The organism is Leptolyngbya sp. FACHB-1624 (assembly GCF_047649235.1).
In the GTDB taxonomy this organism is placed as follows: domain Bacteria; phylum Cyanobacteriota; class Cyanobacteriia; order Leptolyngbyales; family Leptolyngbyaceae; genus Leptolyngbya; species Leptolyngbya boryana.
On the sequence record NZ_CP180258.1, the window covers coordinates 1 to 22,976 of the forward strand.

Genomic DNA, 22,976 nt, shown 5'->3' on the forward strand with positions numbered 1-22,976 from the left:
AATGCGGTTTTGATCGAAAAAAAGTTCGCTTGATCGCTTCGAGGCAAAATGCAATAGAGTAGATTATTCTATGCTTTGGTCTGGGGTTCGGAGCGCAACTATGGCGGTAGACAGTTCGATCGATAGAATGTGGTCTGAAGTTCTGGACGTTTTGGCCCTCAAGTTCAGCCGCCCAACGTTTGAGGCGTGGGTGAAAACGGCGATCCCTGAAGAGCTGACAGAAACTTGTTTAACGTTGAGAACCTCGAATCCATTTGCCAAGAACTGGATTCAGAAGTACTACATGAAAACGATTCTCGAAGTCGTTCACCATGTTCTCGGTCGTCCGGTCGAGGTGCAATTTCGGTTTGTGCCTGATCCGGATGCGGTGGTCGAGGAGGATGCCGATTTGTTTTATCCGTTCATGACGGAACCTCCGCCGATTAATAACCAGTTACCTGCTCAGGGTCAAGCGAGCAAGTCTACTGACCTCAACTCGAAATACGTCTTTTCTCGTCTCGTTGTCGGGCCGAATAACCGCATGGCACATGCCGCGTCGCTGGCAGTTGCCGAATCTCCCGGACGAGAATTCAATCCTTTATTCCTCTGCGGTGGGGTCGGACTGGGCAAAACTCATTTGATGCAGGCGATTGGGCATTACCGTCTGGAGATTTCTGCGGATGCGAAAGTGTTCTACGTCTCAACTGAGAAATTTACCAACGATTTGATCACAGCCATTCGTAAAGACGACTTGCAGAGTTTTCGCGATCGCTATCGTGCTGCTGATGTGCTCCTCGTCGATGACATCCAATTTATCGAAGGCAAGGAATACACCCAAGAAGAGTTCTTTCACACCTTCAATACGTTGCATGAAGCAGGCAAACAGGTTGTGCTCGCTTCGGATCGCCCCCCGAATCAGATTCCTCGCCTGCAAGAGCGGCTCTGTTCTCGCTTTTCCATGGGCTTAATCGCCGATATTCAACCGCCTGATCTCGAAACTCGCATGGCAATTTTGCAGAAAAAAGCGGAATACGAGAACATGCGACTGCCGCGTGAAGTGATCGAGTACATCGCCTCTAGCTATACCTCGAATATTCGAGAATTAGAAGGCGCACTGATTCGAGCGGTGGCATATATCTCAATCTCTGGGTTGCCGATGACCGTTGAGAATATCGCTCCGATGCTGAATCCACCGATCGAGAAGGTTGAAGCTTCTCCTGAAGCCGTTTTGAACTCAGTTTCAGAGGCGTTTGGGGTGTCGATCGAGGACCTCAAAGGCAACTCTCGCCGTCGAGAAATCAGCGTTGCTCGACAAGTTGGGATGTATTTAATGCGTCATCACACTGAATTGAGTCTGCCAAAAATCGGTGAAGTGTTTGGGGGCAAGGATCATACGACGGTCATGTACAGTTGCGAAAAAATCGGACAATTAAAAGAGAAAGACTCCAGCATGGCGCAAACCTTACGGCAACTCAGCGATCGCATTCAGCTTGCAAGCCAGGGGCGAAAATAAGGGTATAGAGAATGCCAATGATCCTGTCTTGAAACTGTCCATCACCCATGACAGATCAGAAAAAAGCCACTAGAGTGTAGTGGCACAAACTTTAAGTTCTTGTTTTTTACGTAAAGTGTCTGATGTTCTGACTCAGCTTAGCCACGGGCAATCGCTGATAGTGAATAGCCGTAGACGAAATGGATTAATTATTTATAAGCAGTTTCATGCGGAGTTTGCAGGTCCAGGTGCGGCGGTCGGAAATTTATTCGATCGAGATTGCAAAGGGGTGTTGGCAGTCGGAGATCTGTCATTAGTGTATCCAAAAGCTCACGATGAGCGGCAGAAGGCTTATTTAATTCGTCGGCAATGGATTCGTTTAACGCAGCAGATTACAGATAATGCGCTGCCGTTTCAGCGCGCGCAAATGATTCTGAATCAATTTGAAAATTATTTTGGAGCCGAATTAGTGTCCCGCTTACCGAGTGAAGCGTTTGCGCTAATGGTAGGCGTATTGCCTCAAACGATCGAAATCGTCCGCTACTGCCCTGATCACCCATCCATAAAAGGGCGCAACTAAAACTTCTCCCCTTGCATCCTTACAATGATGTGCAACCTTTAGCTTTGTCCTCAAGGGTCTAGTAATTGGCGAAGAGAAAATTCCAATGAAACAAGGTCTTCTTGAATCGTTTGCCAGATGATAGACAAATTCACTTGAAAGTACTCGTGAATCACGATATTCCGCATTCCGCGCATGTCGTTCCAGGGAATTTCAGGGTGTGAAGCTTCTAAGTCAGGTGGAATGATACGAACTGCTTCACCAATCATGGCAAGGTTATACAAAACGGCACTGATCGTCTTTCGATCGGCTTGGAACTGTTCAAACGTGATCCCGTTTGTAAACTCTCGGATCTCCACGATCGCAGTTAGCACGTCTCTGACTCTATTTTGCCAATCTCTAGAAGGCACGGATCGCCTCCCGAAAAACGGGTTCTCGCAAGTAAGGTTTGAGAGAGTCAGGCGTGCCCAGATCAACCGGGCACTCTAAAATCTCTTCCAGATATCGCTTCAAGCGTACAAACGTGAATAACCCGACCGGACGATCAAACTCTACTAGCAGATCCACATCGCTGTCTGTTCGCCCTTCATCCCGTGCCACTGAACCGAACAGCATGAGAGACTTCACGCCAAAACTCTTCAGCGTTGTTTGATGGTTTGCCAGTACTGCAAGGGCTTCTTGTTGACGCATAATCCAAGCTGTAACGAAAGGAAAACCTACCGAGAATTCTATCTCACCTCCCGATGACTTCTCTACTCGACGACATCCTCCCGCTCAATTTCATGTTCCTCTTGCTGTCGCGCCCGACTTCCCGCCAGCGCGACACTGATCGCATCCAAAACCCGCGACACTGGGATCACTTCCATCCCGACATCTCCATAACTCGCGCCCTTGGGAACGATCGCTTTTTTAAATCCCAATTTTGCCGCCTCCTTCAGCCTTAATTCCGTCTGCGAAACCGGGCGCACCTGACCCCCCAACCCGACCTCTCCGATCAAAACCGTGTAGGGATCAACAATACGATCGCGAAAACTCGCTGCCACCGCGACTGCTACGCCCAAATCCGCCGCAGGTTCCCCAACATTCAACCCACCCGACGACGCAACATAGGCATCCAACTTCGATAACGGAATGCCAACCCGTTTCTCTAGAACTGCCAGAATTTGCAGCAATCGATTGTATTCAATCCCTGTCGTCGATCGACGAGGTGAACTATAACTCGTCGCACTCACCAAAGCCTGCAATTCCACCACAATCGGACGAGTCCCTTCACACGCGACGATTGTAGCTGTTCCGGTTGCCGCTTCTTCTCGACTGCCTAAGAACAATTCCGACGGATTCAGAACTTCTTGCAGCCCTTGATCGACCATTTCAAATACGCCGATTTCATGCGTTGCGCCGAATCGATTCTTCACCGATCGCAATAATCGATGACTTGCAAAGCGATCGCCTTCAAAATACAGAACCGTATCAACCAAGTGTTCTAAGACTTTTGGGCCCGCGATCGCGCCTTCTTTGGTTACATGCCCGACGATAAACAGCGTAATATTCTGCCGTTTTGCAACCTGCATCAGCACCGAAGTACACTCACGCACCTGCGAAACTGATCCCGGAGCCGAAGTCAACGCACTGTAGTACAACGCCTGAATACTATCGATGATCGCCACTCTTGGCTTCAGCGATTCCAACTCCGCCAAAATCGTATCTAAATCAATCTCTGGCAATAAATGCAGGCTGCCTTGCTCCTCAGAAGGATCGAGCAGTTCAGTTGCTTCTCCCTGCTTGCCAACGCCAAGCCGTTGCGCTCGCAGTTTCACTTGTCGCCCGGATTCTTCCGCACAGACATATAGCGTCCGATATTTCGTCGCTAATCGATTCGCTGTCTGCAGCAACAGCGTCGATTTCCCGATTCCTGGATCGCCCCCAATCAACACCAGCGATCCTGGTACGATTCCGCCTCCTAAAACGCGATCGAGTTCCACATATCCTGACCCTAATCGATCCTGCGCCGTATCCGAAATTTCATTTAGTTTCAACGATGCGATCGCGCGGGCGGGAGAGTCAGAGTGCGATCGCCCTTTCGTTGCGCCTCGTAACCGGGTCATCTGAGCCGCTGCAGGGGGGGCAGCTGGACGAGAGACCTGTTCCTCTAGCGAATTCCACGTGGAACAGCTCGGACAGCGCCCAAAATGTTGAGAAAATTCAGCCCCACATTCATTGCAAACAAACGTCGATCGTACTTTAGGCATTCGTAAAAATTAATGATAAATTGCGTGTAGACATTAGCAAAGCTTAAGAAAGCTTGAAGCTCAGACATAATCAGGATTTGATGCCCTGAAAATTAAAAAGTGAGCTACTATCTCCATAATAAAAGTTGGAAAAATTAACGACTACGGATTTGACTTAAGGAGTATTACAAATCGTGGAAAGTCATAAAGAAAAAATTCTGGTTGTAGACGATGAAGCAAGCATTCGTCGTATTCTAGAAACTCGGCTCTCAATGATTGGTTACGATGTCGTGACGGCTGCTGATGGGGAAGAAGCCCTTGATACATTCCGCAACGCTGATCCCGATCTCGTCGTTCTCGACGTCATGATGCCAAAGCTGGATGGCTACGGTGTCTGCCAAGAACTCCGTAAAGAATCCGATGTCCCGATCATCATGCTCACTGCTCTGGGTGATGTTGCCGATCGTATTACCGGACTCGAATTGGGTGCAGATGATTATGTCGTCAAGCCATTCTCGCCTAAAGAACTCGAAGCTCGCATTCGTTCGGTGCTGCGTCGGGTAGACAAAACGGGCGTAACCGGAATTCCCAGTTCTGGCGTCATCCACATTAACAGCATTCGTATCGATACCAACAAACGCCAAGTTTACAAAGGGGACGAACGGATTCGCTTAACGGGCATGGAATTCAGCCTGCTCGAACTCTTAGTCAGCCGATCCGGCGAGCCATTTTCGCGATCGGAAATTCTCCAAGAAGTTTGGGGCTATACGCCTGAGCGCCATGTCGATACCCGCGTTGTAGACGTACATATCTCCCGCCTGCGCGCCAAACTGGAAGACGATCCGAGCAATCCAGAACTGATCTTGACGGCTCGTGGAACAGGCTATCTCTTTCAGCGCATTCTAGAACCCGGTGAAGAACTTTAAGTAAAGTGTTGGCGAGGAATGTCCCCGCCCCACTAACGTTCAATCCATGAGCGTGAGACCCATTGACGTGAAACCAACTGATATTCAAACAGTGTGCTGTTAACGAGCTTGGGTCTGCATCGGTTGAACGGGGAGCAATTGATTGAGTAACTGTTGTTTCGGTTGATCGATCGCGACCCAATCATCCTGCAAAATCCCACCTGTATCCTGGCTATTCGGATTCCAACTCCAATACGCGAATCCTAATTGGTTGCGCTTCAAATAATCCACAAATCGGCGCTGCCAAATCCCTTCTTTAGATTTTTCGTCAACTTGCCGACCGCCGAACTCTCCAACAAAGATCGGCGCAATCTTTTGTCGGACAATATAAAAAAATCCTTGCTCCCATCGGGTGGTCAGATTCCGCGGAAAATCGATCGCAGAGAACCAAGGCTGCTGAAAGACCCCTGCACCATATTCATGCGGCGAGTAAACCACGCGATTCTGCACGGCTAAACGAACCGGGAATCGCTTCACCCCTTCAAGATTGCCGCCCATCCAGTGCTTCAGTCTCTGCCCTGGCACATTGTTCTCAACCCCTTCGACCACAATCAGCCAATTGCGATTTACTTTCAAAATGGCATTTCCAGCCCGTTCTGCCGCCAATCGCCAATCTGTTGCTCGATCTCCAGTACCCCAACTTGCTTTGCCATGCGGTTCATTTTTCAAATCAGCCCCAATCACATGCGGCTGATTCTTATATCGCTCTGCCAGCATTGTCCAAGTGGAAATCCAATCCTCTTCTGTAAATCCATCGCCATACCAAAGCTCAGGAATGCGCTGATTATTCAAGCGATGGCTATCCAGCAACACCATCAATCCTTGCCGTCCTGCCTCTTGGATCACTGCATCCATTACCTCGATCGGCTTTTTCCCCTGTAATTCCTGATTGCTCCCGATCGCAAAATTGATCCCGCTTACCTCAGCCGCCCGCAATCCTTGCACCGAATACGGCAATCGAATCACGTTGTATCCCAACCCCTTGATCTGCCCCAACATTTCTTTATAGTCACGCGCCCAAAGCCCATGCGGCGAATTCGTCTCTGTCTCCAGTCCAAACCAGTTCACCCCTCGCAGCAATACAGGTCGTCCTGCCGCATCTACAATCTCAGATCCCCGTGTCGAGAGCGGAAGTTGAATTCGCACGGTCATTTGAGCCACAGAAGGCAAAGATTCAGGTGCAATGAAATTGAAAAGAATTGCGGCGATCGCGGCGACAAACAGAATTGGATAGAACGGTTTACGGCTCAAGTGCCGATGCAACATTGATCGAATCAAGAATTCACGTAGCCTATTTACAAAGCAATCAATTCGCTGATTGAGTCTCATGATTTCGGGAATGTTTGAAAGAGAAACCTGAATAAAGCAGAGGAATCTTGCGCTATTAAACCTGAAGCAGCGATCGCGAAAATGCTCATCTAAAATACTCTTCCATCCTTGACGTAACCCTCAGACAAAAGTCTCATCTTCATTGATGAAACTTTTGTGAATTCCTGAAATCGCGACAAACCTCTGCGATTTCGCCTCTACGGATCTAACCCCTGTTAGCCGTTGAATTTCGTGAATCTTGATAAAAACAACCGCATTTTTACAGAAACTTTTCTGTGATTTGGCGATTCTTCATCAGATTTACACCTGTTTTCCCTCTTAAACAGATTAAGGTTAGTAGCAATAAGTAATCCTTCCGAGTGCCGTCGGTTGTCTTGATTCCGTTTCCATCGTGAATCCTGGCCGCGATCACTCAAAGAAATTACTGATCTAACCCGGTTTTCTAACCAAGATACTCAGAACAGTCACTTATGTCTTCACTTGCAAAACTCTTTGTGCCTGCTGCCCTCAGTGCTGGAGCGGTCTTCTCAGCCTCTGCTGTCCCTCTTACGCTATATGGTTCTCAGCCGCTCGCGGTTCAATTTAAGGAAGAGCGTATATTTGAGGGACAATTGAGAGAGGTTGCAACTCCTTATCTCGCGATCGCCGGCTTTCTCAGCTTGGGAACTAGCCTAACGATCTGTGCGGCTCTCGGTTGGAGACGTGCTGCCCAAAACGCAGAATTCGCTGAAGCGCAACTCCTAGAAGTAGAAAAGCAGCTGAAGCAGAAAGAAGCTCAGTTGCAGAACACGCTGATGTCTGAAGCTTATCTAGCAGATTCTAACTTGAAGTTTTTCCTCGATGAAGATGTGCCGCTCCCTACTCCTAGCGTCCCTAAGTTGGTCACGCCTCAACCTGCTGTCAGGTCAACTCAAGTGACTCAACCTGTTGCGGCTCAAATTCAAACTGCCGTACCTCTTCATGCAGCCCAAACCTATCTGGGATTTTCACGCTCGACTGCGGTAGTTCAGTCTACTACTGCTCCCAATGAAGCGGATGCGATCGCAAAAATGCAAAAGCTCCAAAGCCAACTTCAGCACATCATGACTGAGATTGAAACGATCCAAAGCACGCTGCGCGTCGAGCCTGCATCAACTTCAACTCCTGTCTCTGATGCTCCTCTGAATCATCTCGCTCAACGCTTTCAAGCACTTGATCCAGCTTGGGTAGTCCAGAAGTAATCAAAAAAGCACTCAAGCTCACCTGCTCAAGTGCCCCATCATTGCTTCAATTCAAAGTCCCGCATTTGGGAGCCTGCAAAACCTATCTTGTGTCAACGCATAAATGCGTTTACAGGAAGTGCAGCATCAATCTGCTCTTTCACATCGTTTACTTTATTGACAGGTTGAACTGAAACTTTCACCACAGTTGTACCGGATTTCTGACTCGCCACTTTCGCAGTTGGCGGCTCGATCGACATCCACTGTTCTGTCTGTAAGTAACTTTTCCCATCTGCAGTGAATTGAACACTGGTTGCTTGATTCTTTTGGGCTTGTGATTGCACTGAGATCGAACTTCGAGTTGGATCAGTCAGTGCTAGAAATCTCACCTGATTATCGGGCTGAAATTTCAAAGCCAATTCTTGATTGCTCTGCTGCCAAGTTTCTAAAGCCCCATTCTGACCAGGTTGCAACAGATTCAGCGAGGTTTGCCATTTGCCTTTCTCAACACTCACTTGAGTCTTTGCCAGGATGGAGTAAGACCGCTCAGCAGCGATTTGTACATCTCGTCCCGGAATTTGCAGCGCTCGGATTGCTTGAACGGTAATCTGAGTCTGTTCTGGCAGATTTGTTTGACCGGAGATTTTGTAAACGCCTGTTTCTCCAGTTGCCTCAACTTGCATGGATAAAGTCGTCGTCTGTTGAGAACTACTCAGAAATGGCATCTGGGTACAGCCTGTGCAGAGAATCAGAAGCGAAATCAGGGTACTACTCGCAAATTTACGGAGAAATTGCTGCAAACTTTTCATAACTCATCATGGGTAGAGGGTAGTCAATTTGTCTAGCGATCGCAAATGTCAGACAACACCCTTATTCATTCCCTGACAGCTGAACTGACTCACATTTCTAATTTTCAAGGACACTTTGCCCACCGTCCAAATAATTGTGTCATTTTTTACCAGGCAAGTTAAAAGAGTAATAACCAGAGAAAATTTGAGGTTTCATTCCGAGATTTCGCGGGAACTCTAGGCATGGGAAATGCTGGCGCAAGTTGTAGTACTGAAATTCAGCTTTCCAGAAGCCGTAGGGTCATCAAATTAAGTATTTAAAAGCACGAGTTAATTCGTGAGATTACTTAGAACAGGCTTCGCAGTTCGTCCAAGTCCAAACAGTAAAAACCTGTCTATCGAGTCAATATGGTGTGGGTGAAGCATGTCAGATGTATCCCGGTTTCCTAAATTTATCTCTCTCATTTCTTGGGTTGCCTTCTCGTCAGTCTTAACAGTCCTGACGACTCAGGCAAGTTTCGGTAATTCAGCCCAAGCAAACCCCTTAAATTCCAAATCTCCTGAAAAGATTGCTGCTGTTTCTCAACCGAGCAGCCCAGCTTTGCTGATTGAGAAATCGCAACCCGTGAATCAGAGCGAAGCAGATTTAATTCAACAACTATCCGGTCAAGCGACCTCTGTGCAGCCTGTGAGTGCTGCGATGCCCAGTTTCGCTCCGCCTGCTGCTACAGTTCCAATTGCTGCTCAAAGCGTTCAACGTCCTGAGCCAGATTCTCCATCACTCGTCGCTTCTACCCTCTCTGGCAGTGATGTCAGCGCGAATCTAGTCCCCAAGACCCGCTTTAAGGCTTCGACTGCATCAATTCGCGGCATTAACCCAGACGCATTCAACTCTACGATCTCACTGCAATCCCCGACAACAGCTCCAGCAGCTCCAGCGATTGCCGTCCAAAATAAAGCTAATTTCTTGGCACAATCCGGACGCAATGCGGAGATGCTAGGACGACCCAATCGTCCGTTCATGCGAAGTACAGCCTTAACACCTCCAAGTTTGACCTTTCAGGGTGTTTTTCTTTATCAAGGTGATGAAACCTCAGCACGGGCAAGACTTTACGGCGTATACCCACTTAGCCCAAGTGCCTTAGTGGGAGCAACTTTAGATGTCACGACTGGCAATAGCTTCACTGATACGCCCGAGAACGGCTTTAATGTGAACGAGTTATATTTTGCGATGTCTCCCCGTGACATTCCCAACCTGCGCTTTGTCGTTGGACAAATTGATTTTACGTCCTACTTCGATCGCAATAGTTTTGCAAAAGACGGTGCAACTCACTTCTTCAATCCGATTTTCCAAACGAACCCTGCTCTCAGCGCAACGGGTATTGCATCTCGTCCTGGCGCACTTGTTAATTTCAGCTTGACGGACAACATCGAAGCAAAAGCTGCGGTCTTCTCTTCTTCAAAGGGATTAAGCGACTTTGCCTTAGACGGTTTTGCTGGTGAGTTGGGGATGCGCTACGGAAACTTGATCGTGCGTGGAACCTACGCCACTGATCGAGATTCTGGCTCAAACAGCGGCTTCCAAGAAATTTTCCAGCTGAGCCGGGGCGGAGGTCGTACTGGATTATTAAAAGGCGATCGAGAACAAGCTTATGGTGTCAATGCAGAAGTTTTCATTCCTAACTTGAAGATGGGAATCTTCGGGCGATATGGACGCTATAACAATCTTGATCTAGACGAAAGTGGCGACACCTTCAGTGGGGGCATCACCTTCCTCGATTTATTTAGCCCTGACGATCGTTTAGGACTCGCTTACGGTCGCGCGTTGTCAAATGACAAGCTCAGACGGAACAGTGGCGAAAATGTACCCGATGCTTTGGAGTTGTTCTACGACTTCAAGCTTCTGTCGAACTTGCGTGTGGGCTTCTCAGTCCAACAGCGCAATAATTTCTCGGAAACCATCGCGGGCGTTCGTCTTAGAAGCGAATTTGATGTCACACCCAGAGGAAGACTGGTTCAATAATTCACCTGCATCATGAGTACACGGAAACACCCTGCTAAGATGTCTCGCGTTAAGAAACAGTTCACGCTCTCTCTTTGCCTTGGATGGCTACTTGCCGGAACACCTCTGCTGACTCTTGCAGAGGCACAAATGGCAATCGCTCAAACGCAAAACATCCCTGCGGATGTCCGTCAAGCTTATACGCTACTCGGCAAAGGTTGGGTAGACGATGCAATCCAAGCATTCCAGCGATCGATTCAACGCTATCCAGACTCAGTTGAAGCGAAGCTAGGATTAGCGATCTCGCTGCGTCGAGCAGGTCGTGATTCTGAGGCGTGGCAAGCCTATCAACAAGTGTTGCAGCAAGATCCGAACAATCAATTAGCGCTGAAAACAGTTGGACTTTTAGCAAGCTTTAAGCCGGAGTGGCAGAAGCAAGGGATCGATGCCTTGACGACGCTGCTTCAACTCAACGCAGGGGAAACTGAAGCACGTGCCCAACGTGCCTTGCTGTATGGCTATCAAGGTCGTTTTACCGAGGCACTTGCAGATTATGAGATGGTCTTAGCAACAAATCCAACGCCAGAAGTTCTGTTAGGAGCCGCTCAAATCTATACCTATGCTGGAGATAGCCAGAAAGGACTGGAGTTATTTGAGCGATATCGTTCGCGCACTCGTACTCCAATTACGGGCAATGCAGCGATCGCCTATGCCCGTGCTTTGCGTGCAGCAGGAAACAATACTCAAGCTATTCAAATTTTAGAAGGGCAACTTCCAAAGCAAATGAATGCGTTTGGAATTCAAGTACGCTCTGAACTCTCTCAAGCTTATTTGGCAAATCGGCAGTCGGCGCAGGCACTCGCAATCCTTGATCCATTACGCGATCGCACTGATTCTCGGTTGCCGTTAGCACGTGCATTGAATGAACTGGGCAGACAGGAAAACCGCCCAGAACTTCTAGCACAGGCAGGAGCATTGTACAGACAGGTCTTAGCATCAACATCGAACCCTTCTCCAACGCTGCTTCGAGAGATTGCAGATGTCTTGGGTGGAATTTCTCAAGAGCGCCAAACGGCTCTACAGATCTATCGTCAACTCGTTCAGCAACAACCGAACAATCAGACTTTAGTCATTCAGCAATTGGCATTAGAGAGCCAGCTTGGCACGCTGAATCAAAGCGAAATTCGGCAACGTTTAAGACCGATTTTACAAAGTTTGCCGAACGAGCCTGCTCAACAATTTGCGATCGCTCAAGCACTGGTTCGATTAGAACCCGATCCTGAGTTCTTCGACATCTATGAGACATTAATCCAGAAAGAAGTCAGTGAACCGTTCTTGAACTTCCGTTACGCGCAGCTTTTGATTGAGCGTAACGAATTTGAAGCAGCAAGAACCGCTTTATCTCGCTATCAATCGACTTCAGTTGGCGCACGCGACCAAGCTCCAGAACTGCTATTTGCAGAACTCGATCGCCGACAAGGTAACTTAGAAGCTGCCGCAAAACGCTATGAAGCTTTAATTGCGAGTACCTCAGCAAATGATGAGTTAAAAGCAGGAGCAATTCGTTCTCTCGCAGGCTTGAGACTGTCTCAAAATCGCTTCGACGATGCCTTGAAATTGTACGATCGCTTAATTGCAGACAACCCTGACGATTTACAACTTCAACTCGGTCGCACTTCTGTTGCTTATCAGGCAAAGAAAATTTCAGAGCGTGAAGCAGAAGTTGTGCTGGCTCGATTCTTGCAGTCTCGCCCTTCTGAAACGCCTGCTGAACTGTATACCTTGGTAGGAATTTTACCGAGTGATGTCAGCCGCGAACCTCTATACAACGCTCTCATTGAAGCTGATCCCACAAATGTTCCGGTTCAGGTGCGGTTGATTCAACTGTTAGCCAGTCGCGATCCGCTGCAAGCGAGAGCACAGGCAAATCGGCTGATTGCGAAAGTACGGCGAACTGCATCAGACGATCGCACCAATCTTTCTCTGTTATTCCTCAAAGCTCAATTAGAGCAAACACTCGGAAATAGTAATCGTGCAGAAGATGCTTATCAAGCAATTTTGAAAGTTGAACCTGAGAATTTAGACGCGCTTTCTGGTTTAGGGGGAGTGAAGTTCCAACAGAGACAATTTACATCAGCCGAAAATATCTACACTCAAATCCTGGAAATGAATCCAGACAATTTGATTGCTCAGCGATCGCTGGCTGAACTCTCTGCGGCTCAAGGTCAACCTTTGGCAGCACTAGATCAATTTGAACGGCTGAAAATTCAACAGGCCGAGCAAGGAGCATCAGATTTAGAACTGGAGCAACGAATTCAGAAACTCCAGGAAGGAATGTTGCAACAACGCGGTTTCCAGCCGCCTTGGGAACGTTATTAACTTAACGGTGACTTAACTGTATGCTGCGATTGCTTGTCCCGCTCACGATTATCGGATGCATTAGCATCGGTGGCTTAGTGTCTTGCACCGTTCCACCTCCGCGATCGACATTGGCTTCTAGCGTGGAAGTTTCTGACCATCGTGCCTTACTTGCTGAGAGTTGGACAGCTTATCGAAAGCGATTTATTCAAGCCGATGGTCGCGTGATCGACTGGGAAGCGACGGGTCGCTCGACTTCAGAAGGTCAAGCCTACGCCATGCTTCGAGCCGTGATTGCAGACGATCCCGAAACATTTGAACGAACGCTACGCTGGGCAGAAACCAACCTGCGACGACAAGATCAATTCCAGACTCCGATCGATTCCCTCTGGGCTTGGAAATGGGGACAGGACGCTGGAGGCAAGTGGAGAATCCTCGATCCAAATGTTGCGAGCGATGCTGATATTGATGGAATTACCGCATTAATTTTGGCATCGCGACGATGGCAGCGATCGGACTATCTCACCCTCGCGCGCCGTAAATTAAAAGATCTTTGGGCAAAAGCAACCGTCACGCTTCCAGCCGATCAGAAACGATATCTCCTCCCTGGCGCTGTGAATCTATTTCAGCGCAACGAAAAGCTCAAAGCGAACCCCTCATACCTTGCCCCTTATGCCTTTCGTCTCTTTGCCCAAGTTGATTCAGAGCGAAATTGGCTGAGTCTAGTCGATAGTAGCTATCAGATGTTAGAGCAATCCTCGAAAGTCTCCCCTGTCGGCTTACCGAGCGATTGGATCGCCCTCGATCCGAAAAATGGACAGTACAGTGCATTAGATCCAGGCAGTCCACTGATTACCCAATATGGTTTTGATGCGAGTCGAGTTTGGTGGCGGGTTGCCTTGGATGCGACCTGGTTTAATGAGCCAAGAGCGAAGTCATACCTTCAATCAAATCTGGGACATCTCAAACAGATGTGGCAAGCTCAGCGCAAAATTCCTGCCAAACTCGATTTACAAGGACAGGCTGTTGTGGATTACGAAGCCACCTCGCAATACGGCATGTTATATGCTGCCTTCCGAGTGATTGATCCCGCGATCGCTGAGGAAATTCTCACCGAAAAGCTCCTGCCCGCGTATCGCAACGGATTCTGGGATAACGATTCCGCTTATTACTCTCAGAATCTCGCCTGGTTTGGACTGCTCCCTCCAAATGTCATGGCGGCTTATCTTACAGATCCTACTCAAGCTGCAACTATATCCCTCCCATGAACAAACGGTTTTCAGATCAGTCCTCTCATTCAGGACATCCACGTCGATTTTCTAAAACACTGCTGAAACGGGCATTAATTCTCTGCTGTGCAGGTTTAGTCACTGGGCTTGCGATCGTGCTTTTGCACGCCCCGCAACCTATCTCAGCTCAAGGTGTTCAAAGACAGGAAGATCAGCTCATTCGGGACTTTAAGCTCCCATCCACGCCAGTTGAGGCACCTGTCTATCGCCCACAAGCCCCTGTCTATCAGCCTGAACCTGCTCCTATCGTTGAAGCACCGCCAGCAGCAGAGCCTTACTACGAGCCTGCACCGTCACAACCTGCGCCTGTAGAATCGGCTATACCCGCACCGTCGCAATCTGCACCCAAAGCCGAGCCAAAGTCTGAGCCAACCAAGGCTGCCAGCGCAGAAGCATTGAGCCGATATGTTTTAGAATTCAACCGGAGTCCAGCGATCGGGAACCGTTTCCGTTTACAGGGAACCTACGCTGAAGCACGGATTGGCTTCACACGACCCAAAAACTGGACGGTCAAAACTGCAAAAGTTGTCGTTCGATTCCAGCATTCTCCCGCGATCGTGGCAGACAAATCGAATCTGATTGTCCGCGTTAACGATACCAGCATCGGCAGCGTTCCATTGAACTTGAAGAATGCTCAAATCGGTGAAGCAGTGGTGAATATCCCAGCGAATCTGATTCAGGATTACAACGAAGTCACCTTAGTCGCTCAGCAATCTAATTCCCCAACTTGTGCAAATCCTGACGATAAAGCCCTCTGGTCAGAAGTTCTGCCTGACTCGAAAGTGGTGCTAGATTATCAGCCTCAGCCACTCGCATTAGATTTCAGCCGCTATCCTTTGCCGTTCTTTGACAATCTCGGCTTAGATACAACTCGGTTGAACTATCTTCTGCCCGGACAAGTGAATGAAGCTTGGCTCACCGCTACGAGTCGTTTTCACGCGCATTTCGGACGGTTAGCTGATTTTCGATCGCTAGAAACCAGCCTCGTAAAAGACACGAAGAAGTTTCAGTGGAACGATCGCTTAATCATCATCGGCACACCCAAAGACCAACCAACTCTCAAATCGATGAAGTTGCCTTTGAACATCACGAACGATCAGATCGTGGATGGGAATAAAACGGCACTTCCTGACAATGTCGGTGTATTGATGCTGGCAACGCTCAACAACGGCGGTATTCCGGTTCTCATTGCTTCTGGAAACAGTCCAGAAGCAGTTGCAAAAGCAGTTCAATTCCTGGTGCAACCGAGCAATAGCCAGATTGGAGCAGGGCAAGTTGTTTTAGTTCAGAATGTTGCAGAAGTCGAAAGTCCAAGACCTCGTAGTTGGGAACGCTACTTGCCACTTGAAGATTCTTTCCAATTGAGCGCGTTGAAAGGCTTAGATAACAAGCCATTTAAGGATGTGACAGTCCGTGGAACTTCTGCGCCACCGGTTCAGTTTCAGTTCCGAGCGTTGCCCGACGATCGCATGTTACGGGGTAGCTCAATGAATTTGAAATATAGCTACAGCGCTCAAGTCAACACCCGCAAGTCTTCGCTCTCTGTACGAATTGATGGCGTTACAGTCGGAAGCAAGAAACTGACTTCTGATAATGGTGCAAGTAATGAAACGTTCAACGTTGATTTGCCGCCCAATTTGATCAAGTCGGATTCTGTAATTGATGTTGCTTTCGATCTCTATCCCAAAGAATCTTTGAAATGCGGCCAGGTCAGCGATCAGCAGCTGTCGGGAACCGTTCACAGTTCAACAGAGTTCAAGATCAACCGTGAAAACTCTGTCGAGTTACCAGACCTCAAACTGTTGACCACGGGTTATCCATTTGCCGCGCCGCAAGATCTTTCCCAAACGGCGATCGTGGTTCCTGACGCTCCGACTGAAGCAGATGTGATGACGCTGCTGAAATTTAGTGAGCGTTTAGGGCGGCTCAGCCAAGCTCAATCCGTCAAGCTCGATGTCTACAAGCCTGGAAGCCTGACTGAAGCAGTGAAAAAAGATCGGCATTTAGTCGGAATTGGGACACGCGATCGCTTCCCCATTCAGGAAATGCTGGAGGCAAATAGCGGTTTCCGCCTGATGGATTCTTTTACTAGAGAATCTGGCAAAGAGAAGATTAACGTCTTACCCGATCAAGGCGGTGTGATCAAGAGCATGATGTCGCCTTGGAATCGCGATCGCGTTCTACTAGCACTGACCGCTCAAACAGATTTCGGCTTGAAGCAAGTTCAAGATGTTTTCAGCAATGACCTTTGGTTCTACCAACTTAAAGAAGACACAGCTCTGATCAGCACGAATCAAACGAATCCTTCACCTTTCGATTCCAACGCTTATCAAATGCAGTTTGTGAGCCAATCGGAGCGCCGTCGAATTGAAGACACAAGCATTGTGAGCAAGGCAAGGCAATTCCTGCAAGAACAGTGGTATCTGCTTCCGGTCGGCATTGTCGGCAGCTCAGTCGTGCTCTATGGCATCAGTCAGCTTTTCTTGAAGCAAGTTGGAGGTTAATTGATCATGGCAAATTCATCTCCAAGACGCTACCAAAGTAAAGGACAAAGAGTTCTAGCTTGGTTTGTCGAACTCATTCCAAATTTCTTCGATCGACTTTTTCAGAGAAATAGCGCTCCTCAGCTTGTCTTCCTGATGGTGCTGCTGCTCGTACTCGCAATTCCTCTCATCATCACTCCGCTTGAAATTTGGCAGCAAGGAATTGTGGCGATCCTTTTAATCGGATTGGGCTGGGGCGTCACAGACATCGAGCACAAGCACGCAAAAGGACAGACGAGCGAGTATCTACACCTTTTCATGGTGTGGCTCAGTCTGATTACAACGTTTCGCTATCTTTACTACCGCACCAACTACACCCTCAATCTGACAAGTGGTTGGCTTGATGCGGTGTGCAGTGTGCTGCTCTTTTTAGCAGAACTATATGCCATCATGACGCTCGCTTTAGCGTTCTTCCAAACCCTAAAGCTCAAAGAGCGCAAGGCTGTTGATCTGGCAACGATTCCCGAGAATCAATGGTTTAAGGTCGATATCTACATTCCAACTTACAGTGAGGATGTGGAGATTGTTCGCAAAACCGCACTCGGGGCATTAGCGATCGACTATCCGGCTGACAAGAAACGAGTTTACATTCTCGATGATGGTCGTGCAGAGAAGTTCCGGGCAAGACGTGAGCAGTTACGGCAAATGTGTGCTGAGCTAGGATGCACGCTGCTCACGCGAGATAACAACGACCATGCGAAAGCTGGAAACATCAATACAGCGCTGCGTCGGACAGGGGGCGACCTAGTTCTCATTCTCGATTGTGATCACATTCCAGTCCGTCACTTTTTGAAAGACACCGTTGGATTCTTCTACAGTCCTAAAGTTTCTCTCGTTCAAACCCCTCACTGGTTCTACAACCCTGATCCCTTTGAACGGAACTTGCAGACAGGCGGAAAAATTCCAGTCGGGAATGAATTGTTCTACAAGGTGCTACAAAAAGGAAATGATTTTTGGAACGCAGCATTTTTCTGCGGTTCTGCGGCAGTTGTCCGAAAATCGCACTTGCTAGAAGTGGGCGGAATTGCAGTAGAAACGGTGACGGAGGATTGCCATACCTCGTTGAGACTGCATTCTTTGGGCTATGAGTCGATTTACTATGACAAGATCATGGTAGCTGGACTTGCACCAGAGAAATTTTCAGCTTATGTCGGTCAACAAATTCGATGGGCGCGAGGAATGGCACAAATTCTTCGGATTGAAAACCCTTTGTTCAATCCGAAGTTGAAATTGTCGATCGGGCAAAGAATCTGTTATTTCAGTGCAACGTCTCACTTCTTCTATGGATTTCCTCGATTGATGTATGCGCTTGCGCCTGCACTGTTTCTCGTGTTCGGGATTAATCCAATCCGAGGTTTAGGGTTAGAGACGCTGGCTTACGCACTGCCACACTTCTTTGTGTCAACTTACGCAAACTACATTACTTACAAAAATGTCCGCTTCTCGTTCTGGAATGAGATCTATGAGTTTGCCATGTCATTCCACGCTGGAATTGTGACATTCCTCGCATTGGTCAATCCGAAGTTGGGAAGCTTCAACGTCACAGATAAGGGGTTATCGGTGACAAAACGCAGTTTCGATTGGGGTTCAGCAAGAGCGCTAGCGGTCGTCACGTTGCTAGTTATCGCTGCGATCGCGGCAGTTCCGTTCTGGTTGATTCTGCGTCCTCAAGATGCGGAAGCTGTGTTAGTCAACATGGCTTGGAGTATTTTCAACCTGCTGCTGATTGTTTCGGCGTTGTTGGTCGCGTTAGAACAACCCCAGTTGAGACGGGCGCATCGACTCGATCGCAAGTTGCCTGCGACCCTTTACAGCAATGGGGCAACCGTTCCTGGCTATACTCAGAATGTCAGCGAAACGGGTTGCCAGTTGATTGTTGAGAGTTGGGCAGATTTTCTCGAAGATGCAGAAATCGAACTGGTGGGAGACTACGGTGCGCGCGCGTTTGTAAAAGGTCAGATTATTCGGATCGTCCCGGTCAGTGAAACGCAGTCGATGTTATCGATCGAGTTTATTGATCTCACCCGCGCTCAGCTGGATGCCCTCAGTATTGTGATTTACTCAGATGTGCGGGAATGGTACTCGCAGCAACGGGAAAACGTGGACGATCCGTTGCAGTCTTTCAAGTTCATTGCAGGCAGCTTCTTTCGATCGTTCCAGCAGCGCAATGCTGAGCCAAGCAATGTCACGAGAGTGCGGAAACAGATTCATGCACATGCTCAACTTTATTGGAGAGGGCAATTCTACTCAGGCATTGCGACTCAAATTAGCAATCGCAGTTTGAGATTAGAAATTCAATCTGACGCGATCGAAGATGTCAGGCTCTTAGAGTACTATCAGCCTTTGGTTGGAGTGCTCTTGAGTCAGACTGCGGATGAATCTTTGCCAAATCGACTGCTTGCAAAGGTAGAACAGGTAGACCTGATCATGGGCGATCGCACAATCGTTGAATTGCAGTTTCCCGAGCAAGTGATGCAACGACAAGAAAGCAAAATTAAGCAGCTTGTCGATACGCTGAACTAGCAATAATCTGGAATTGTGCAAAGAGGGCATATTAGCATGCCCTCTTTTTATTTTTCTAGATGCCTAGGAAAGCGAGTAGACATAGGATCGAAACTGAGATTGCCTTTCAGGTGTGCGGTTTACAAGTAACCTTTCGCTCTTAGAGTCTTTCTAACTGTCTGCCTCGCCAAGTCCAACCCCAACCTGTCTCGGTTTTAATGATCGAGGTCAAGACGATCGCACAGACCACTAATCCTCCGGCTCCCATCATCCACCAGTTTTGCAGTGGGATAGTAGTAAAGGGCGCGCTCTCGCGTCGAACTCGATATTGCAGAAAAATGCCGATCGCGCTGATGCTCAACGCGATTGCATTCCAAATCGTGAGCGAGGAGAGCGCCAGATCAATCAGTCCACTCACTATCCCAATCCAAGGCAGCGCAAAAATCATGAATGTGACAAATACACAGTACAAGGCGGCTTGATAGTTGCGATTTGACCCCATAAACCAATTTTTCGTCCAACCTTCCCACAAAGCCGAAAAAGATTGATACATCTGCGCTTCAGCCAGATTAGCTCCCAAACCGTACCACAGTTTGAAATGTTGTTGTTTAATGCGACGGCTCAATTCGACATCTTCCACCACTTGATCGTGCACGGCTGCATGTCCGCCGATCGCGTCATAAGCGCTACGACGAAATAGCATGAATGGTCCTGCCGCAAACGCGGTGTCCGAAGTCGGATCATTGACAGGAGCAAAATCAAATCCGACCCCTAGTAAAAGCACAACAATCGGCTGCACTAACCATTCCGACCAATGACGACACAGAATCACAACGGCAAGCGAAAGCAAATCGATTTTTTCCTGTTGAGCATACGCGATCGCCGTTTCAATACTCTTTGGCTTCAATCGCACATCCGCATCGATAAACAAAAGAAACTCGCTTTGAACCTGCTGCACGGCTTGAGTACAGGCCCAATTTTTGCCGACCCAAATCTTCCCTCCTGGGCGGGATTTTCCCGATAAAAGTTTCAATCTGGGATCTAGACGGGAGCCTTGTAGAAGTTCAACGATCGCAGCCGTTTCATCTGTCGATTGATCATCCACAACCCAAACTTCAATCTCTAAATCTGTACTTTCTAAAACAGATGTGACACACGCCTCGATATTTGCAGCTTCGTTATATGCAGGAATGATGACGGATACCGAGAAAGAAGAATCAATTGAATCAGGATCAATTGAAATCTTTGGGGCGCTATTTAAGGCGCGGCTAAGCTTGCCAGAAAAAATAATGATCGCAATGATAGAAACAACTAAACCCAAGACAAGAATTATCACAATGAATGGCTGCCGAGAAGAGACAAATCATGTTCCTTACCTTATCGCATCAACGGCAGCACGCTTCTACTAGACAGAGTATCCTGAGACGGTTAGATACATTTATTTACAAATAAATCACAAAGAATTTAGATTTGAAAAAAAGTCCTTTTTGCTCTATTTTTTCTATGAGACTAACTTTATATATCGAAGGAATTAAGATCCTTGCGTATAATCTGAACAAGGTTCTTTACTATTTTTTGAGCCTCGACTTCCGCGATCATTCAACCTCCTTTAGTTAGAAGAGATTTAATCATGCCGCGTATCCTTGTAATCGACGATGATCCTGCGATCGCAGAACTCGTCGCTGTCAACCTAGAAATGGCAGGCTACGATGTGAACCAAGCGTCGGACGGCATTCGTGGACAAGCCCTTGCTCTCCAAATTCAGCCTGACTTAATCATGCTGGATCTCATGCTGCCTCAAGTCGATGGATTCACCATCTGCCAGCGCATTCGCCGAGATGAACGAACGGCTGACATTCCCGTCCTGATGCTGACTGCCTTGGGTCAGACCCAGAATAAAGTGGAAGGCTTTAACGCTGGCGCAGATGACTATTTAACAAAACCGTTTGAAGTTGAAGAAATGTTGGCGCGGGTGCGGGCGTTGCTGAGACGGACGGATCGCATTCCTCAAGCGGCGAAACACTCAGAAATTCTCAGCTATGGACCCCTGACCCTCGTACCTGAGCGGTTTGAGGCGATCTGGTTTGGCAAAACCGTGAAACTGACGCATCTAGAATTTGAGTTGCTCCATTGCTTGCTACAGCGACATGGGCAAACTGTTTCACCGAGCGAAATTCTCAAAGAAGTTTGGGGTTACGATCCCGATGACGACATTGAGACGATTCGCGTTCATGTTCGCCATTTGCGCACCAAGCTTGAACCAGATCCGCGTCATCCTCGCTATATCAAAACCGTCTATGGTGCAGGGTATTGCTTGGAACTGCCGAGTGAAAGTGTTGCGATCGAAGACGTACAAATGGCTGGCTAACGGCTCATTTCTCCAACCGCACCGCATACCACTGTAAATACTCGCCCGGCGCCATATCCAACTCGCAGGTCGTATCTAATAGATATCGAATCTGGTTGTCGATTGTGCCTGCTTGTTGAAGGTCTGGGGACAACGTGTCTTGACGAGTTGCGAGAATCGATCGCAGTTTTTCACTCAGTTCGGCTGCGCTCAGAATTGCTTCAGGCTGGTTCGTTTCAAGAACAACAAAGTGTTCTTCTTCGTACATCGATGCCGCAGACATAAGGTTTCGGAGATTGAAGATCTCTCTCATCTTGCCATTTAAATCTCCCGCAGGTCAGAACCAGATGGCTTTATAGCCATGATATCCAGAAAGTATTTCTATCCGGAATTGATATGCAAACGGCACACTTGATTTTTAATCCCGTCGCTGGCCAGGGAAACGCTGAACAGGAACTTGCACTGATTCAAGAACTCTTAAGCAAGAAGTTTGACTTTGAGACGCATTTAACGACACCTGAGATCGGAGCAGACGACTTAGCAAAGCAGGCGGTGCAGCAAGGTGTAGATGCGCTTTTTGTATCCGGCGGGGATGGAACGGTTTCGACAGCAGCAACAGCCGTGATTCGGACAGGGATTCCGCTCGGTGTGATTGCCCGTGGAACTGCGAATGCGTTTGCGAATGCGTTAGGGATTCCAACTGGAATCGAGGCTGCCTGTGAAGTCATTTTGAAACAGCAAACTAAGACTGTCGATGTCGCATTCTGTAATCATTTGCCGATGGTCTTGCTTGCCGGTATCGGATTCGAGGCAGAAACCGTTCAACTGGCAAGCCGAGAAGCGAAGAATCGATTCGGAATTTTGGCGTATATCTTAGCGGGTTTGCGGAAGTTACAAACGCTGGAACAGTTTGAAGCAGAAGTAGAGACAGACGATCGCGTGATTTCTTTCACGGCATCGGCGTTGACGATCGCGAATGCCGCACCTGCCACTTCAGTCTTGGCTCAAGGGCCTGCCGGGTTAATTGTCGATGATGGGTTATTGGATTTGACGATCGTCGCTCCAGCCAATCGAACTAGTGCGATCGCAGCCACTTACCATCTGCTACAGTCTGCCCTCAGCGGCAATCCAGCCGAGCGAGATGACGTCGGCTACGTCCGATCCAAGCGTTTCAAAGTGACAACCCATCCCCCTCAGAAAGTTGTGGTCGATGGAGAAATGGTCGGGACAACGCCGATCGAGGTGGAATGCGTTCCAGCGGGGCTGACCGTATTTATGCAAGATCCTGAAGCCGAAATTCCAACGGAGAAATTAGAAGGATTACCCGACCTTGTGATTGAGCCTAAAGATTCCGGAAGTTAACGATCGAGGAATTTTTCCATAGACTATAAAAAGA

At 48.2% G+C, this 22,976-nt stretch carries 18 protein-coding genes; 11 read left to right on the plus strand and 7 right to left on the minus strand.

Going from position 1 to position 22,976, the window contains the following annotated elements:
* The first annotated feature begins 100 nt into the window (after positions 1 to 100).
* Positions 101 to 1,492, plus strand: a complete 1,392-nt coding sequence (gene dnaA, locus ACMUEV_RS00005; RefSeq protein WP_026149035.1) for a chromosomal replication initiator protein DnaA — start codon at positions 101 to 103, stop codon at positions 1,490 to 1,492.
* Between the two features lie 115 nt (positions 1,493 to 1,607).
* A complete protein-coding gene (locus ACMUEV_RS00010) occupies positions 1,608 to 2,051 on the plus strand; it encodes a hypothetical protein (RefSeq protein ID WP_081614815.1) in 444 nt (147 codons plus the stop codon).
* Between the two features lie 50 nt (positions 2,052 to 2,101).
* Here the strand turns inward: ACMUEV_RS00010 and ACMUEV_RS00015 are convergent, their stop codons facing one another.
* From ACMUEV_RS00015 to radA, 3 genes are all read right to left on the minus strand, one after another.
* Positions 2,102 to 2,440: a DUF86 domain-containing protein gene (locus ACMUEV_RS00015; protein ID WP_026149034.1), complete on the minus strand. Its 339-nt coding sequence runs from the start codon at positions 2,438 to 2,440 to the stop codon at positions 2,102 to 2,104.
* The gene (locus ACMUEV_RS00020; RefSeq protein WP_017291400.1) at positions 2,430 to 2,720 is read right to left on the minus strand and encodes a nucleotidyltransferase family protein; all 291 of its coding nucleotides are present in this window, start codon (positions 2,718 to 2,720) and stop codon (positions 2,430 to 2,432) included. Before ACMUEV_RS00020 ends, ACMUEV_RS00015 begins: the two co-directional genes overlap by 11 nt.
* 62 nt (positions 2,721 to 2,782) lie before the next feature.
* A complete protein-coding gene (gene radA / locus ACMUEV_RS00025; RefSeq protein ID WP_190652527.1) occupies positions 2,783 to 4,279 on the minus strand; it encodes a DNA repair protein RadA in 1,497 nt (498 codons plus the stop codon).
* Between the two features lie 173 nt (positions 4,280 to 4,452).
* Here radA and rpaB point away from each other — a divergent pair, with 173 nt between their 5' ends.
* A complete protein-coding gene (gene rpaB, locus ACMUEV_RS00030; protein ID WP_017291398.1) occupies positions 4,453 to 5,184 on the plus strand; it encodes a response regulator transcription factor RpaB in 732 nt (243 codons plus the stop codon).
* Between the two features lie 99 nt (positions 5,185 to 5,283).
* On the opposite strand, the gene ACMUEV_RS00035 is transcribed toward rpaB, so the two are convergent.
* Positions 5,284 to 6,489, minus strand: a complete 1,206-nt coding sequence (locus ACMUEV_RS00035) for a glycoside hydrolase family 5 protein (RefSeq protein WP_242044652.1) — start codon at positions 6,487 to 6,489, stop codon at positions 5,284 to 5,286.
* 533 nt (positions 6,490 to 7,022) lie between these two features.
* On the opposite strand from ACMUEV_RS00035, the gene ACMUEV_RS00040 reads away from it, so the two are divergent.
* Positions 7,023 to 7,772: a hypothetical protein gene (locus tag ACMUEV_RS00040; protein WP_190652529.1), complete on the plus strand. Its 750-nt coding sequence runs from the start codon at positions 7,023 to 7,025 to the stop codon at positions 7,770 to 7,772.
* 92 nt (positions 7,773 to 7,864) lie between these two features.
* On the opposite strand, the gene ACMUEV_RS00045 is transcribed toward ACMUEV_RS00040, so the two are convergent.
* Positions 7,865 to 8,560 carry a hypothetical protein gene (locus ACMUEV_RS00045; RefSeq protein WP_017291395.1) on the minus strand — a complete coding sequence of 232 codons (696 nt, stop codon included), beginning with the start codon at positions 8,558 to 8,560 and terminating at the stop codon, positions 7,865 to 7,867.
* A 403-nt stretch (positions 8,561 to 8,963) separates the two neighbouring features.
* Between ACMUEV_RS00045 and ACMUEV_RS00050 the strand changes: the two genes are divergently transcribed.
* Genes ACMUEV_RS00050 through bcsA form a run of 5 tightly spaced genes read left to right on the plus strand, consistent with a single transcriptional unit; the run spans position 8,964 to position 19,254 of the window.
* Positions 8,964 to 10,562: a carbohydrate porin gene (locus ACMUEV_RS00050; RefSeq protein ID WP_190652530.1), complete on the plus strand. Its 1,599-nt coding sequence runs from the start codon at positions 8,964 to 8,966 to the stop codon at positions 10,560 to 10,562.
* A gap of 12 nt (positions 10,563 to 10,574) precedes the next feature.
* Positions 10,575 to 12,920 carry a tetratricopeptide repeat protein gene (locus tag ACMUEV_RS00055; RefSeq protein WP_242044654.1) on the plus strand — a complete coding sequence of 782 codons (2,346 nt, stop codon included), beginning with the start codon at positions 10,575 to 10,577 and terminating at the stop codon, positions 12,918 to 12,920.
* Positions 12,921 to 12,940: 20 nt separating this feature from the next.
* Positions 12,941 to 14,167: a glycosyl hydrolase family 8 gene (locus tag ACMUEV_RS00060; RefSeq protein ID WP_190652531.1), complete on the plus strand. Its 1,227-nt coding sequence runs from the start codon at positions 12,941 to 12,943 to the stop codon at positions 14,165 to 14,167.
* Positions 14,164 to 16,692 (plus strand): cellulose biosynthesis cyclic di-GMP-binding regulatory protein BcsB, encoded by a 2,529-nt coding sequence (locus ACMUEV_RS00065; protein WP_190652532.1) that lies wholly within the window; start codon positions 14,164 to 14,166, stop codon positions 16,690 to 16,692. The genes ACMUEV_RS00060 and ACMUEV_RS00065 overlap by 4 nt, the downstream gene beginning before the upstream one ends.
* A gap of 6 nt (positions 16,693 to 16,698) precedes the next feature.
* Positions 16,699 to 19,254 carry a UDP-forming cellulose synthase catalytic subunit gene (bcsA, locus tag ACMUEV_RS00070; RefSeq protein ID WP_190652533.1) on the plus strand — a complete coding sequence of 852 codons (2,556 nt, stop codon included), beginning with the start codon at positions 16,699 to 16,701 and terminating at the stop codon, positions 19,252 to 19,254.
* A 139-nt stretch (positions 19,255 to 19,393) separates the two neighbouring features.
* Here bcsA and ACMUEV_RS00075 read toward each other — a convergent pair whose 3' ends face one another.
* A complete protein-coding gene (locus tag ACMUEV_RS00075) occupies positions 19,394 to 20,569 on the minus strand; it encodes a glycosyltransferase (protein ID WP_190652534.1) in 1,176 nt (391 codons plus the stop codon).
* A 294-nt stretch (positions 20,570 to 20,863) separates the two neighbouring features.
* On the opposite strand from ACMUEV_RS00075, the gene ACMUEV_RS00080 reads away from it, so the two are divergent.
* Positions 20,864 to 21,601 (plus strand): response regulator transcription factor, encoded by a 738-nt coding sequence (locus ACMUEV_RS00080; protein ID WP_017291388.1) that lies wholly within the window; start codon positions 20,864 to 20,866, stop codon positions 21,599 to 21,601.
* Positions 21,602 to 21,605: 4 nt separating this feature from the next.
* Here the strand turns inward: ACMUEV_RS00080 and ACMUEV_RS00085 are convergent, their stop codons facing one another.
* Positions 21,606 to 21,863, minus strand: a complete 258-nt coding sequence (locus ACMUEV_RS00085) for a chlororespiratory reduction protein 7 (RefSeq protein ID WP_017291387.1) — start codon at positions 21,861 to 21,863, stop codon at positions 21,606 to 21,608.
* A 113-nt stretch (positions 21,864 to 21,976) separates the two neighbouring features.
* Between ACMUEV_RS00085 and ACMUEV_RS00090 the strand changes: the two genes are divergently transcribed.
* The gene (locus ACMUEV_RS00090; RefSeq protein ID WP_190652535.1) at positions 21,977 to 22,942 is read left to right on the plus strand and encodes a YegS/Rv2252/BmrU family lipid kinase; all 966 of its coding nucleotides are present in this window, start codon (positions 21,977 to 21,979) and stop codon (positions 22,940 to 22,942) included.
* Positions 22,943 to 22,976: the final 34 nt, after the last annotated feature.